This window comes from Idiomarina sp. UBA3162 (assembly GCF_002364475.1).
Taxonomy (GTDB): Bacteria; Pseudomonadota; Gammaproteobacteria; order Enterobacterales; family Alteromonadaceae; genus Idiomarina.
The window spans coordinates 1-15,065 of sequence record NZ_DEYI01000078.1; the positions used below are offsets into that span (position 1 = coordinate 1).

Below are 15,065 nucleotides of genomic sequence, written 5' to 3' on the forward strand. Positions count from 1 at the left end.
TCGATTCCGCCTCCGGGCACCACTATTCTAAGAAAGCCCTGCTAGCAATAGCGGGGCTTTTTTGTGTCTGCAGACCGACACACGTGTCGGTGCTGTTGCACGACGCGTTCGATTCCGCCTCCGGCACGCATTCTAAGGCCTCGCTGGAAACAGCGGGGCTTTTTTGTTTCTGAGCAAAGGATGTAACACGCTTAGTAACACAGGCCTACAACCTGACGTTACCGTCATCCAAAACCAGGGCGACTTTCGCATGGATTGAGGCAGTTAAAGCTCGCTCATAAAAGCGGGCTCTAACTGCGCTCAATGACCTAACTCTCTATTCTTTAAAACGCTGCACTAAATAATAAAGCGCTGGCAGCACCACCAAAGTCAATAATGTTGACGATACAATACCGCCAATAACCACTGTCGCTAACGGCCGCTGCACTTCGGCACCCACACCGGTATTAAATGCCATAGGGACAAAGCCCAGGCTAGCTACGAGAGCAGTCATCAGTACAGGTCTTAACCGCTGTTGCGCGCCTTCAAACACCGCATCTTTCAATGGCAGTCCGTCGCGCAGCAGTTGCCGTATGAATGTCAGCATGACCACGCCGTTCAAAACCGCCACGCCCGACAGTGCAATGAAGCCGACTGCAGCGGAAATTGATAGCGGCATATCACGCAGCGCTAATGCGAATATCCCGCCGGTCAGCGCTAAGGGAACGCCTGTGAATATGACGAGTGCACTGCTCAGCGAATTAAACGCACTGTATAGCAGGCCAATAATTAATAGCAGCGCTAATGGCACAACCAAACTCAACCGTTGGGAAGCTGATTGCAGCTGTTCAAAGGTACCGTCGTAGTTAACCCAATAACCTGCTGGCAAATCAACGTCAGTCGTTAGCGCATCCTGAACATCTGCCACAAAAGAGCCCAAATCACGATCTTCAACATTCGCACTCACAATAACATTGCGTTTGCTGCTTTCTCGGTTAATTTGGTTCGGTCCACTTTCCAAACTCAATTCGGCGACCTCTCCCAACGGCACATAGCGCAGCTCAGGGTTGCCGGCAGGCAGATCAATAGGCAGTGATTTAAGCTGTTCAATGCTCTTACGCCATTCTTTGTCGAGACGTACCATTAGCTTGAAGCGTTTATCCCCCTCGTAAATAATCCCTGACTGAACTCCACCAACCGCAGCTTGAACTGCTCGCTGTACATCAGCGACTGTTAGGCCTAATAACGCTAAATGATCACGCTTAGGTATCACTGAGAGTGTCGATAAACCCGTCATTTGTTCAACCCGAACATCAGCAGCGCCATTAACGGTGCGAATGACTGCGGCGGCTGAGTCGCCTAACCGTTTAAGCGTTTGCAAGTCATCGCCATAAATACGAACCCCCAAGTCAGCTCGAACGCCTGCAATAAGTTCGTTAAACCGCATTTCAATCGGTTGAGTGAACTCGTACTTATTACCGGGAAGCTCTTGCACAGCAGTTCGTATTTCAGCAACCAGTTGCTCTTTGGTTTTTTCTGGGTTTAGCCAGTCCTCACGCTCCTTTAAAATAATAATGGTATCAGCGACGCTCGGTGGCATAGGGTCGGTCGCAACATCCGGGGTACCAATTTTTGAGAATACCAGTTTAACTTCGTCAAAGCGTGACACCACAGACTCGACATCTTTTTGCATTGCTATAGATTGCTGCAAGCCAGTCCCCGGAATGCGCAAGGCTTGCATGGCAATATCGCCTTCATCAAGCTGTGGCAAAAACTCAGTTCCCATGCGACTCGCCTGAAACATTGATACCGCAAACAGCCCAAAGCCAAGCAAAATAATGACAACTGGAAGCTTCAGTGTTTGCCGTAAAACCGGCTGATACACTTTGCGGGCGGCTCGCATTATTCGGTTTTCACCGTGCTTAATATTGCCACGGACAAATATTGCAATAGCAGCGGGTACAAAGGTAACGCTGAAAATCAGAGCCCCTAAAAGCGCGGCTACGACAGTAAACGCCATGGGATGAAACATTTTGCCTTCAACACCACTTAACGCAAATATGGGCAAGTACACCAGCATAATGATAAGCACACCAAATACCGCAGGGTTAAATACCTCACGAGTACTATGGGTTACTTCAATTAAGCGCTCTTTAGTGGTAAGTACCCGGCCTAAGCGTTGCTGTGCAATTCCAAGCCGTCGCAAAGCGTTTTCAACCACAATGACCGCACCATCGACGATAATACCAAAATCAATTGCGCCCAGGCTCATTAAATTACCAGACACCTTGTTGGCGACCATGCCGCTTACCGCAAACAGCATACTCAAGGGAATAACGCACGCCGTAATCAGTGCTGCACGGACATTTCCAAGCAGAATGAAAAGCACCACAATAACCAGCACCGCACCTTCAAACAGGTTTTTCTCGACCGTTGCAATAGTTTTATCAACGAGAGAAGTACGGTTATACACCGTTTCAATCACCACCCCGTCTGGCAAGCTTCGTTGCACCTCCTCAATTTTATTGGCGACATTCTGTGCAACGATGCGACTGTTTTCGCCAATAAGCATCATGGCCGTGCCCAATACCACCTCGCTCTCGCCCGAGGTTGAAGCGCCAGTGCGTAATTGTTCTCCCAGTTTGACCTCAGCCACGTCACTCACGCGCACCGGTGCATCATCACGTTTTGTCACGACCACACCACGAATATCATCAAGTGTCTTAAGCTGTCCAGGCGAACGCACCAACCATTGCTCACCATTTTTCTCGATATAACCGGCACCAGCGTTTCTATTGTTAAGATCCAATGCTGCCAAAAGGTCCTGCATGGTCACTTTATAGGCCAGCATACGACCGGGGATGGGAGCCACCTGGTATTGCTTTTCATAACCCCCCACACTATTAATCTCGGTAACACCGGGCACCTTGACCAGTTGCGGCTTAATGATCCAATCCTGGATGGTACGCAACTGCTCGGGCGTATACGCCTCGCCATCGGCATTGGTAGCCCCCTCTTTCGCGCGTACTACATAATTAACAATTTCACCAAGGCCGGAGGCTATTGGCCCCATCGTCGGCTCGATACCGTCGGGTACTTCTCCCCTTACCTTTTGCAATCGCTCACTGATTTGCTGTCTAGCCCAGTAAATATCGGTGCCCTCTTCAAACACCACGGTAACTTGCGACAACCCATAGCGTGAGATCGAGCGGGTGTAGTCCAGCTTTGGTAAACCTGCCATCGCGGTTTCCACCGGATAAGAAATACGTTGTTCGGTTTCTAATGGCGAATAGCCTGGCGCTTCTGAATTTATCTGTACCTGAACATTGGTAATATCCGGCACAGCATCGATGGGTAGCTTTAATGTGCTATAAACGCCCGCAGCTGCTACTAACAAAGTTGCGGCAAGCACCAGCCATCGACGCTCAACCGCAAAGCGAATGAGTGCATCTATCATTGTTTACTCTCCCTAATCGCTGTGGCCTGCGCCTTGTTTTAGAATGTCAGCCTTTATCAAGTAGCTGTTTTCAACGACATAACTTTCGCCATTTTCAATACCCGATAACACCTCGGTGTATTCACCGTCAGTTCGGCCTAACTCAACTTCCCTGGCTTCGAAACGATTACCCTCTTTAATAAAAACAACGGGGTTATCTTCTAAACGTTGAACAGCATCATTGTTTATCGCCAAGCTCGCGTTAAAGCTGTCTGTAACGACATCCGCTTTTACGTGCATTCCCGGTCGCCAATGCCCCGACTGATTGGGCAACTCGATAAGTGCGCGTGCAATATGTCCGCCAGTCATTTGTGGCGAGATATAAGACACAGTTCCTTCGACGGTTTTATGATGATGCAAGTCGTACACATAGGTCGTTTGCTCTTCTTCTAACGACTCAATGTTCTCCGGGAACGCTGAAAGCTCTACCCAGACCGATGATGGATCCAGGACTTCAAATAATGGCTTTTGCTCAACCACTTCACCAACGTTGGTAAAACGTGCAGTTACCTCTCCGCTAATTGGGCTGATGACTTCAAATGCCGTGCCTGTCGTAACATTCTCAACAACAGCCAGAGTTTGCCCGGCTTTTATGGCATCGCCGATATTGGCCTTTAGTGACGTAACAATACCTTTGTACTTCGCTCCGATATGCACAATATTGTTATTATTGGGGGCTATTACACCGAAAATTGTTTGCTTTACTCGAATGCTTTGAGCGCTCGCTGTTGCCAACGTTAATTTCGCGTTTTCTATTGCTGCATCACTTAAATTGGTATGGGGTGCTTCATGCTCTTCGTGTTCTTTCTCATAAGCCAATGCGGGCAGTGAAAAACTGGCAATGCAGATAATTGTAATCAATGTGTTGAGTTTCATTGTTGTACTCCTAAAAACGGCTGTCCGGTCATGCGCTCTAATTCGATGATGTCGCTGTAAATCGCATGTTTCCGAGAAACTTTTTCGTACTCGAGTTTGGCTAACTCCGTTTGCGCGTCTAACACTTGCAACAAAGAATGCGTTCCGCGTGCGTAACCCTGTTGAGTCTGTTCAAGTAATTGCTCAGATAATGGCATCAGTCGCTGATTTATCTTTTGCAGATAACTTTGGTGAGTTTGCAAACTGTGCACTAGCGATAAAGCCAGTGATTTTAGTTGCTGCCGAACCTGTTTTTGCTGCGCCAGGTTAGACTGATGCAGTAATCGGCTTTGTTTTATGCGACCGACGTTAGGGTCAGTGAACTGCAATGGCATCGATGCCTGGACGATTAAACCTACATCATCGAACTCATTATTGTAGCGAGCCCCGACACCAACGGTAATATCCGACTTTGAGTCCGCTGCTAACGCTCTGGCTTGCGCTTGTAGAAGTTGCTCAGAGTTCAGTAAACGCAAATACTCCGGCGCCCGATTAACAGCCGATAACACGTTGGCTTTTTCCGGGAGGCTTAGCGGAAAAGTAAAGTCTCCAGAGACGCGCGTAAAATTGAGCTCGCCTGCCCACATTGAAGCCAGTTCAGCTTGTTGCTTTTTCAGTTTACCGTTCAACTCGTCAGAGAAAGCGTATTGGCGCTCTAACTGTAATTTAATGCGAATAACCTCGGATTTAGGCACCGCGCCAGCTTCTACACGCTCCTGTGCCACTTTTATCAGTCGCTCAGTTCGCTGAATTTGACGCTCGCTGGTATGCGCGACTTGCTGAAGTTTTAAAATGTCATAGAAACGCTGTGTGGTTTCTGCCAAAACCTCAATTTGACGATACTCAAACTCTGCTCGCTGAGCTTTCTCTTTTTCGGTTGCAGCTTTAACTCGTAACTGCCGTTTGTCCCCTAACTCTATGAGCTGAGAAAAGGATACGGTCAATTCTGAGTTACTGATACCTTCTAGCCGTCCTGAGCCGGCAAAGTTTTCTATTTCCGCAGATACCCTTGGGTTCGCTGAAAACTCAGCCTGCTCTATCAGTGCTCCTGCAGCTCGTATTTTATAATCATACTCCAGTAACTCAGGGTTATTCTTGATCGTTTTTTGTAACGCTTCTTTCAGCTTTAAATCTGTCGTCGCAGCCGTCGCCACAGGCACTAGCGCACCTAAGCAAAAGGCTGCCACGAAGTATAAATACTTCATGTTGCTTCTCCATTAACTTATAGGTTTTAAAAAGTCTAAGTTAACGGTTACGCGTTTGGTGGAGGTACAGGGGGTTGGTGAGTCAGGCTTTGGTCAAAACCTACCGAGTTTGAGTTGGGTGCCAAAATAACAGGCACGGCTGAAATTAAGAGGTTATAACCAGTAATGCAACTAATATGAGGTTGTGTTTGTTGTTTACTATCATATATTGATTTATTTAAGTCTTGATTTTCACGCTCAATTTCTAAGACTAAGTCATACGCAACTCCTGCACTCTTTATTGAAGACTGACTGAAAGTACCAGCCACAGGAGCACAGGCAAAAGAGCTATGAATGAGCACAGTCAGTATTAAAAACCAAGATATTTTCATTCAATTACCCCACTCAATATAAATTCCTAATCCATCCAAAATAAGCTCGGCCATATTAATTATTATACTTACTATTTACTTAGAACCCGGTAGATTCGGTATCATTGAGACCTGCAAGTTGCTTAACAGTAATAGGATAACTCCTAGGGTAATTGCAATATCGGCAATATTAAAAACTGGCAATTGCCACGTTTGCCAACCTAGATGAAGGGAGTCGACAACATAGCCACGAAACAGTCGGTCAATGAGGTTCCCAACCGCCCCCCCAAGAATCAGCCCGTAGCTAATGCCATCCCGTTTACTTACTTTATTAAAGATCAACCTCGTTAAAGCCACAGACATTAGCAGAGCAACCCCAATAAAAAAATAGCGCTGCCAACCTCCACCATTTGAAAGCAGGCCAAATGCCGCACCAGTGTTCCAAGTGTGTACCCAATTGAAAAAAGGGGTCAATGAAATCGAATCACCGTAAGCTATTGATTGCTGCGTCTGCCACTTGATCACTTGGTCAAGGACTACAGTTAAACCAGAAATTAACAGAGAAATATAGGGCGAAAATCCTTTATCAACGCAGGACATTCAGTTCCCCTTCAGTGCAAAAATGCGTCTTGACCCGTTAAGCACGATTAAACCTGCTATGCTACCTATAATAAGATCTGGGTAATTCGACCCGGTCAACGCAACGAGGATGCCAGCGATGATTACGCCAAGGTTAATCACTACATCATTAGCTGAAAAAATCCAACTTGCTTTCATATGCGCACCACCTCCTCTATGTTTGGAGATAAGTAGAAGACAGATGGTATTGCCAATCAACGCGACAAATGCAATCCCCATCATCGCAAGTGACTCAGGTTCACTCCCGAATACGAAGCGTCTCACAACTTCTGCAAGTACACCCAGAGCCAAAACCAGTTGTAGTACGCCAGCTAGGTGCGCAGCACGTATTTGCATATTAACACTACGCGCTACGGCATAAAGAGAAAGCCCGTAAACTGCCGCATCGGCAAAATTATCTAAAGATTCCCCAATCAAACCAGCAGACTGCCAAAGCAGTCCGGCAGTCATTTCCACCAAGAACAGAAGAGTATTGATGGTGAGCAACCAACACAAGGTGCGGGACTCCTGCTTATCCGAACTTGCCGAAAACTCCTCAGCTTTGATTGCCTCGGAGTCCGCAGCAGTGTCTCTTTCAAGCGAGGCCCCCAAACCTAGAGTCTCTAATTTAGAAGTAATAAAGGCTGTCTCACCATCATGTAATACCTTCAGCCGACGGTTTGACAAGTCGAAGGATAATGAATGAATTTCCTCAAACCCATTCAGGCCAAGCGAATCATTCGTTCTTCTGATGGGCAATCCATTTTTGCTACAGAGTAAACGATGAGCCGTTTACCTGACTCTTCGTAGGCATTTTTTGAGTCGCCATTTGTTCGAACCGTATCAAAGGAACTAGCCATCGTATTACTTACCTTAAATATATAGTTTCACAATTAAAAACTATAAAGTTACTATAAGGTCAAGAAATTACTTAACTAGATAGGAAATTTTCTTATGCGTATTGGTCAACTAGCAGACTTATTAGGAATTCAAACCCAGACAATAAGGTTCTATGAAAAAAAGGGTTTGTTACCTTTACCAGCTCGTAGTTATAACGGATATCGAGTATACACTGAAAAACATTACAAAAGACTTAAGTTTGTATGTAGCTGCAGAGCTATAGGCCTTTCATTATCTGAAACCCGCAGATTACAAGATTATCAAGACAATCCACATCAACCTTGCTCAGCCGTTAATACCCTGATTGATGAACACATAATGCACATACGCTCTCAAATTACTTCTTTGCAAGATCTTGAGAAGCAACTCACTTCAATTAGAACAAGTTGTACTGGCCAAAGCAAAGTTATTGCGTGTACAATTCTTAATAAAATTGATGAAATAGAATCTGTTAGTTGTAACCGAGACGTCTAAATTTCCGGAGGTTACACAACGTACTTACACAATTTTTTAAGGTTGTCCAGCGGAGCTTCGTTAGGCTACTGAGTGTCTAGTGAACTAGTGGCGATTCAGAATGCACTAGTTGAAAACTATTTTTAATTAATGTACCGTTAAGCTGCTTATTTAGAACTGCAGGTAATGATGCTTAGACTCGGATTTTTAATACTGGTGCTTGTTGCCGTTCTGACTCAAATCAGTCAGGCGGTTGCTGATGTGCATCAATCTCACCAATCCTCTTCTGAGCAACACCTCAATTTTGAGCATGACGAATCCCACATCGATAAGCGCAATCTCCCTAAAAGTGGCGAAATCAGCTTTGACTACCATCATTGCTGTCACTGCCATGGTTCATTTCATTTATATGCCATGAAGGCTGAAAAAACTCTCGCGTTACCACGAATGGGCACAATACGTCTTGGGTATACTGAGTTTTACACTAACCCACTATCATCGCCGCTGTTCCGGCCTCCCATCTCCTCATAGCTGCCTAATACGCTGCTTTAGCAGCGCAACTAAATCATTATTTTACGCAGTAATATGACTGAGGAGTCTATCTATGGGTCCGTTTTCGACACATAGCAAACGCTTGTTTGTTGCCGTAAGTCTGGCAATAAGTTCAAGCTACGCCAATGCACAACAGTTGCCCGAGCAATGGCAAAAAACTGTGCAGCAACACCCCAGTGTTGAAGCCGCTCAACAGCAGGCTGAAGCGCTGATCCAACAGGGCAAACAATTAAATCAGCCTTTGTACAACCCTAGCTTATCGTCACGCTTAGAGCGCGAGGGTGACATCAATAATTACGCTGTTGGTCTAAGCCAGACGCTGGACTGGAGCACTCGCAATGAAGCAAGGGCCAGTCAGAGTGACGCCATGACGGCTATGGCAGTGAGTATTTATCGCCAGTCGGCGACATCGCATGCTAAAACTTTGTTGAATGCCTATGTGCAATGGCTGGACGCAAAACAGCGTTACGCACTGGCTGAGCAGCAAGAGAAAATCGTTAAACAGGCGATAAGCCTGGTTGCCGAACGACGTAAAGCCGGTGACTTAGGTGCCGTCGACGAACAACTGACGGTACTCGCGCTAAGTCGGCAACTGCAACAAACGGCAGCGGCTTATCAACAACTGCAATCCGCTGAAGCAGAGTTAAACGCTCTGCTAACAACGTCTGATGTCGGTCAACTCTCCATTAATGAGGAGCTATTTAACGTTGAACCTGCGTTAACGGCTCGTTGGCAACAACATCCAGCGTTAAAAGCCGCTTACCTGCAATGGCAATTAAAGCGCGCCGATGTCGACTGGAAACGCTCGTTAACCACCGCCAACCCAACCGTAGGCGTCGAAGCGGGCGAGAGCGATAACGAAACAGTAATTGGCTTATCATTCAGCATTCCACTACAGGTTCGCAATAACTACAGCGATGCGGTGCGCGCAGCCAATAGCGAAGCTGTTGCTGAAGAAAAACGTTTGATTGCACTAAGGCAACAATGGCAAGCAGCACTGAAATCGTCTCTTAACAATTATCGTTTTGTGAAAAAACAGTGGCAAAGCTGGCAAAGAGACTTTCAATCTCGGCAGGATGAGTCGATGCAGGTGATTGAGCAGTCCTGGCTCGCCGGTGACCTATCCACCACAGACTACCTCACCGCTGTGCAACAGCAGCTCGATAGCCAATTTGCAGGGATAGCGCTGCAAACACAATATCGGTTGGCCGCCATTGAATGGTTGTACCGTTCGGGCGAACTCAGTAAAGCACTGACGTTATCGCCGTTAAGCCAGCCAACAAACGCAGAGATTGGAGAGTAAACGATGTCAGTAAAACCTTTATACGCAGCAATAGCACTTGCGCTTAGCTTTTCGGTTATGGCGCAGGATGAACACGGACACGACGAAAAAGAAGATACCCACAAGGAAGAAGGCAAACACGAGCAAGGTGAACATAAGGAAAGCCCAGGCGTGGAGCTATCCAGCAAGCAGCTGTCTATGGCAGATATCACCACGCGAACCTTGCAAACTCAAGTTATTGAATATCCGGTTTATGCCCCGGGCGAGGTGGTTGCTAACGACTTTAATAGCTATATCGTGAGTCCGCGCATCGATTCGACCGTTCTCAAACGTTTTGTCAGTATTGGCGACCACGTCGAAAAAGGTGAACCACTAGCCACCCTCTTCAGCGCCACCATGGCGGAGGCGCAAAGTCAGTATTTGGTCACACTTAACGAATGGCAACGCGTGCAGTCACTCGGTGAGTCAACGGTGGGTGAAAAACGCTTTGTTGAAGCGAAAAACGCCTTTACCTCAGCGCAAGCGCAACTCAAAGCATTTGGTATGTCAGCCAGTGATATTAAGCGTTTAAGTAAACCTGACTACCCTATCGGCGAATACCAACTGACCTCAGAAATTGGCGGGATTGTGGTTAGCGATAACTTCAAGCAAGGCCAGCAAGTTAATGCCGGAAATCACTTGGTTGAAGTGCTGCAAGAAGAAACCTTGTGGGTTAATGCTCGTCTACCAGGCTCAGCTGACCTTAATGTGCAGTTTGGTGATCCTGTTACAGTGAGTGTCGACAATCAGCGCTTTGCGGCAAAAGTCATTCAGGAAGGCCACACAATAGACCATAAAACCCGCACCCGAACGGTACGACTTGCGGTAAATAACGAAAAGGACCAATTACACCCTGGTTTATTTGCGGATGTTTATTTCTCAGTCAAGTCGGATGGACCGGTGCTTGCAGTTAAGGACTCAGCCTTAATGCGGGCCCCTGATGGTGACTGGCAGATATTCATTGAGCACGAACCCGGAAAGTTTGAACCGAAGAAAGTCGAATTGGTTGATGAAAAGGGTCCGTGGAAAGTTATTCGAGGCGTTAAGGAAGGCACAAAATACGTAGACAACGGCGCGTTTTTCGTTCGCTCACAAATCGCTAAAGGCGGTTTTGACCCACATAACCACTAACAGGAGGTTGTATGTTTCAGCGCATTATTCAGTTTGCTGTCGCCAATCGCCTGTTATTGGTATTGGCTTTATTCAGCATCAGCATTGCGTCATTTTTTATTATTCCCAAACTTAATCTGGATGCCTTTCCCGATGTTACCAACGTTCAGGTAACGGTAAATACGGAAGCACCAGGATTAGCAGCGACCGAAGTCGAGCAGCTTATTACCTATCCGATAGAGTCGGTGATGTATGCCCTGCCCGACGTCAAAGAAGTTCGGTCAATCTCAAAAACAGGTTTATCGGGCATTACCGTGGTATTTGACGAGAGTGTCGATATCTACTTTGCCCGGCAACTGGTATTCGAGCGGCTGCAAGCGGCAAAGGAGTTGATTCCAGAGGGAGTCGGCACGCCCGAAATGGGCCCTAACTCTTCCGGTCTCGGCCAGGTTTATCAGTATCTGCTACTTGCCGAGCCGGGCTCTGGTGTCAGTAGCATGGAGCTACGCAGTCTTAACGACTATGTGGTTAAACTGCTACTGATGCCCGTTGAGGGAATTACCGAAGTCTTGTCCTTTGGCGGTGAAGTTAAGCAATATCAGGTTAACCTCAATCCCGCCAAGCTGCTGTCTTACGACCTTACCCAGCAAGATGTGATGAGCGCGGTCAACAAGAATAACGGTAACGTTGGTGGTTGGTATATGCCCCGCGGTCAGGAGCAGTTGGTTATTCGCGGCACCGGCTGGCTGGAAAGCGGTAAAAAAGGCCTGCAACAAATACGACAAATACCGCTCAAAACCGTTGACGGCGTTTCCGTAACACTGGGACAGGTTGCCGACGTCGAAATCGGCAGTGAAATTCGCCAGGGAGCGGTCTCAATGTCGCGTAAAGTCGACGGCGAGGTCAACCAGCTGGGCGAAGTGGTGTCGGGTATTGTGCTCAAACGCAAGGGCTCGAATACCAAAGCCACCATCGACGGTATTAAAAAGCGCATTCCGCTTATTCAGCAAGCATTACCCGAGGGTGTCACCTTTGAGCCGTATTATGATCAGGCCGATTTAATACAAAAAGCCGTATCTACGGTCGCATATTCACTGCTCATTGCCTTTGTCTTTATTATCGCAGTATTAGCACTGTTTTTGCTCAACATACGCGCTACTTTTTTAGTGTTACTGTCCATTCCCGTTTCTATCGCCATTGCCCTGATGGTAATGTCCGCGATGGGCATGTCAGCTAACCTGATGTCGCTGGGCGGGATTGCTGTTGCCATTGGTATGCTGGTCGACGGCTCCGTGGTGATGGTTGAAAACATCTTTAAGCACTTAAGTCGTCCGGATAGTGAACACCAAGACGACGCCGAGCAACGCACAGAGCACCGCGACCCAGATCCTCAGGCAGCCAAACTCGATAGCCATGGTATCAAGCTGCGAGTTAAGGAAGCGGCGAACGAAGTGGCACGACCGGTATTCTTTGCCGCCATGATTATCTTGGTGGTCTTTATGCCACTGTTTAGTTTTCAGGGTGTTGAAGCTAAATTATTTGAGCCCATGGCTATCAGTATTATGTTGGCCATTATCTCCGCGGTTTTTGTGGCCATCATGGTTGTACCGGCATTAGCCAGTTACTTTTTCAGTCGGGGTATTAAGCCTCGTGAAAATAAACTGCTTAAACCACTAGATAATGGTTATAAAAGACTATTATCGGTGGCGTTACGCAGTAAAAAGGCTGTTATTACCCTGGCCGGTGTGCTGTTTGTCGGCGCTTTGGTGTTAGTGCCTCGTCTCGGCACAGAATTTGCGCCCGAATTGGAAGAAGGCACGATTAATATTCGCGTGACATTAGCCCCCTCCTCTAACCTTGAAACGGCCTTAGAGGTGGCTCCGAAGCTTGAAAAAATCCTGATGTCGTTCCCGGAAACCACCTACGCACTCAGCCGCATTGGACGAGCTGAAGTGGGCGGCGATCCAGAGCCTATCAGCAACATCGAGTTATATGTGGGTCTTAAGCCGCAGTCTGAATGGACAACGGCATCCGATCGCTACGCCTTACAAGAAAAAATGGAGGCAAAACTAGATGCTCACCCAGGCTTGTTGTTTAATTTTTCACAACCTATTGCAACACGGGTTGATGAACTGCTCTCAGGTGTAAAATCGCAGCTAGCCATCAAACTATTTGGACCCGAGCTTGACGTGTTGGCCCGTAAAGGCCAGGAAATAGAAGGTGCCGTCAAGCAAGTTGACGGGGCGGTTGCTGTAGCGATGGAGCAAATAAAAGGTGAAGCACAACTCGTGGTTTCGCCGAAACGCCAACAACTCTCACGCTACGGCTTAAATGTCACCGATGTACTGAGCGTTGTCGACAATGGCTTGGGTGGCGCTTCGGCAGGCCAGATCATTCGCGGTAATGAGCGCTATGATATTTACGTGCGGCTGGCCAAGCAATTCCGCGATACGCCGGAGTCTATTCGTTCGTTACGCCTGTTAACTCCCTCAGGGGCCTGGGTAACCTTAGGCGAAGTCGCCCACGTCGCAATTGAATCAGGACCACCGCAAATCCGTCGTGATGACGTACAGCGTCGCGTTGTGATTCAATCGAACGTTCAGGGTCGTGACATGGGCAGCGTGGTTGCCGATATTCGGAAGGCGATTGACGAGAAGGTGGATTTACCAACCGGTTACTCAGTCGACATTGGTGGCCAGTTCGAAAGTCAACAACGAGCACAGGAGCGCTTGTCCATTGTCGTTCCCATATCGCTGGCACTCATCGCCCTGCTGCTTTATTTTGCTTTCGGCACCATGGGTCAAGCCATGTTGATTTTGGTGAATGTACCGTTGGCAGTCATCGGTGGTATTGTGGCACTCTATGTGTCAGGGCAGTACTTATCGGTGCCCAGCGCCGTGGGTTTCATCACACTGTTTGGTGTGGCGGTACTAAACGGTGTGGTTCTGGTCGAAAGTATAAACCAGAGAATAACCGATGGGCATGCAGTTAATGATGCCGTGTTTGATGGCGCATGGTCGCGACTACGCCCGGTATTAATGACGGCAATAACCTCAGCGTTAGGACTCATTCCCATGCTGTTTGCAACCGGCGCAGGCGCTGAAATTCAACGCCCACTGGCTTCCGTCATTGTCGGTGGTTTGGTATCAGCCACTCTGCTGACATTGGTTATCTTACCCGTGCTCTATCCTTGGTTTTCGAAACAAAAAATTAAGGATCTGAGCCGTTAGGGTTCAGCACTTAAGGGGGCGGTTATTGCCGCCCCTTCTACTACAAAGAGGAACGTATTATGGGGCATCACCATAACCATGATCACTCAAAGGACATGCCGTCCAACCGATTAGGGTGGGCATTTGTTCTTAACTTTGTTTTCACCATTATCGAGTTTATTGGTGGCTTTCTTACCAACAGTACCGCCATTTTAGCTGATGCCGTTCATGATCTTGGCGATAGCTTGTCGCTTGGCCTGGCGTGGGTACTTAATAAGCTGGGCAAAAAACAGGCTAACCAACACTTTACCTACGGTTATAAGCGACTCAATCTTGCCGGTGCATTTATTAATGCCGTTGTTTTAATCGCAGGCTCTGCCTGGGTACTTGTGGAAGCGATTCCCAGACTCTGGAACCCTCAAATGCCCATCGCTGATGGCATGATCGCTTTAGCCGTCGTTGGCATTACAGTTAATGGATTTGCCGCTTACAAATTGTCAGAAGGTAAAACGTTAAACGAGCGCGTTATTAACTGGCACTTGCTGGAAGATGTTCTCGGCTGGGTTACTGTACTTATCGTTGGTATTGTTTTGCTGTTCGTAGACTGGCCGATTCTCGACCCTATATTGTCGATTGGCTTTACTCTATTTATTTTAGTGAATGTACTACGCAACCTGTGGGCAACACTGAAACTCTTCATACAGGCCACGCCAGACAAAAAAACCTACAAACAAGTCGCGGACGCTTTACTGGAGCTACCTCATGTTGCTGACCTACACCATTTGCATTTTTGGTCACTAGACGGCGAGGAGCATGTATTAACCGTTCATTTGGTGTTAACTAAGAACCTTGATATTGAGGCTCGTAGCGACTTAAAACAGCGCATCGATAACGTCCTTGCGCCCTATGCTTTAAGCCATACAACAGTAGAATTAGAAGATCCTGATGAAGCGTGTA

General features: G+C 47.3%; 11 protein-coding genes and 1 pseudogene. 5 read left to right on the forward strand and 7 right to left on the reverse strand.

Going from position 1 to position 15,065, the window contains the following annotated elements; all coding sequences use genetic code 11:
* Positions 1-316: 316 nt before the first annotated feature.
* From B2X00_RS10020 to B2X00_RS10045, 6 genes and pseudogenes are all read right to left on the reverse strand, one after another.
* The gene (locus B2X00_RS10020; RefSeq protein ID WP_290487406.1) at positions 317-3,436 is read right to left on the reverse strand and encodes an efflux RND transporter permease subunit; all 3,120 of its coding nucleotides are present in this window, start codon (positions 3,434-3,436) and stop codon (positions 317-319) included.
* Between the two features lie 12 nt (positions 3,437-3,448).
* Positions 3,449-4,351, reverse strand: a complete 903-nt coding sequence (locus B2X00_RS10025) for an efflux RND transporter periplasmic adaptor subunit (RefSeq protein WP_006955683.1) — start codon at positions 4,349-4,351, stop codon at positions 3,449-3,451.
* Positions 4,348-5,595: a TolC family protein gene (locus B2X00_RS10030; RefSeq protein WP_290487407.1), complete on the reverse strand. Its 1,248-nt coding sequence runs from the start codon at positions 5,593-5,595 to the stop codon at positions 4,348-4,350. Before B2X00_RS10030 ends, B2X00_RS10025 begins: the two co-directional genes overlap by 4 nt.
* Positions 5,596-5,642: 47 nt before the next feature.
* The gene (locus tag B2X00_RS10035; protein ID WP_006955685.1) at positions 5,643-5,966 is read right to left on the reverse strand and encodes a hypothetical protein; all 324 of its coding nucleotides are present in this window, start codon (positions 5,964-5,966) and stop codon (positions 5,643-5,645) included.
* A gap of 75 nt (positions 5,967-6,041) precedes the next feature.
* Positions 6,042-6,545: a signal peptidase II gene (lspA, locus tag B2X00_RS10040; protein WP_034818150.1), complete on the reverse strand. Its 504-nt coding sequence runs from the start codon at positions 6,543-6,545 to the stop codon at positions 6,042-6,044.
* Positions 6,546-7,444: pseudogene (locus B2X00_RS10045) on the reverse strand (cation transporter).
* Positions 7,445-7,517: 73 nt separating this feature from the next.
* On the opposite strand from B2X00_RS10045, the gene cadR reads away from it, so the two are divergent.
* On the forward strand, positions 7,518-7,937 hold the full coding sequence (cadR, locus tag B2X00_RS10050) for a Cd(II)/Pb(II)-responsive transcriptional regulator (protein WP_074668950.1): 420 nt from the start codon (positions 7,518-7,520) through the stop codon (positions 7,935-7,937).
* A 186-nt stretch (positions 7,938-8,123) separates the two neighbouring features.
* On the opposite strand, the gene B2X00_RS10055 is transcribed toward cadR, so the two are convergent.
* Entirely contained in the window at positions 8,124-8,309 is a 186-nt protein-coding gene (locus B2X00_RS10055) for a hypothetical protein (protein ID WP_290487408.1), read from the reverse strand.
* 211 nt (positions 8,310-8,520) lie between these two features.
* Between B2X00_RS10055 and B2X00_RS10060 the strand changes: the two genes are divergently transcribed.
* The 4 genes from B2X00_RS10060 to B2X00_RS10075 form a co-directional block, all read left to right on the forward strand.
* Positions 8,521-9,771, forward strand: a complete 1,251-nt coding sequence (locus tag B2X00_RS10060; RefSeq protein ID WP_006956205.1) for a TolC family protein — start codon at positions 8,521-8,523, stop codon at positions 9,769-9,771.
* Positions 9,772-9,774: 3 nt separating this feature from the next.
* Positions 9,775-10,920 carry an efflux RND transporter periplasmic adaptor subunit gene (locus tag B2X00_RS10065; protein ID WP_290487409.1) on the forward strand — a complete coding sequence of 382 codons (1,146 nt, stop codon included), beginning with the start codon at positions 9,775-9,777 and terminating at the stop codon, positions 10,918-10,920.
* An 11-nt stretch (positions 10,921-10,931) separates the two neighbouring features.
* Positions 10,932-14,129, forward strand: coding sequence for an efflux RND transporter permease subunit (locus B2X00_RS10070; protein ID WP_290487410.1), 3,198 nt, complete (start codon positions 10,932-10,934; stop codon positions 14,127-14,129).
* 59 nt (positions 14,130-14,188) lie between these two features.
* A partial coding sequence (locus tag B2X00_RS10075) for a cation diffusion facilitator family transporter (RefSeq protein ID WP_290487411.1) occupies positions 14,189-15,065 on the forward strand: 877 nt, incomplete at its 3' end.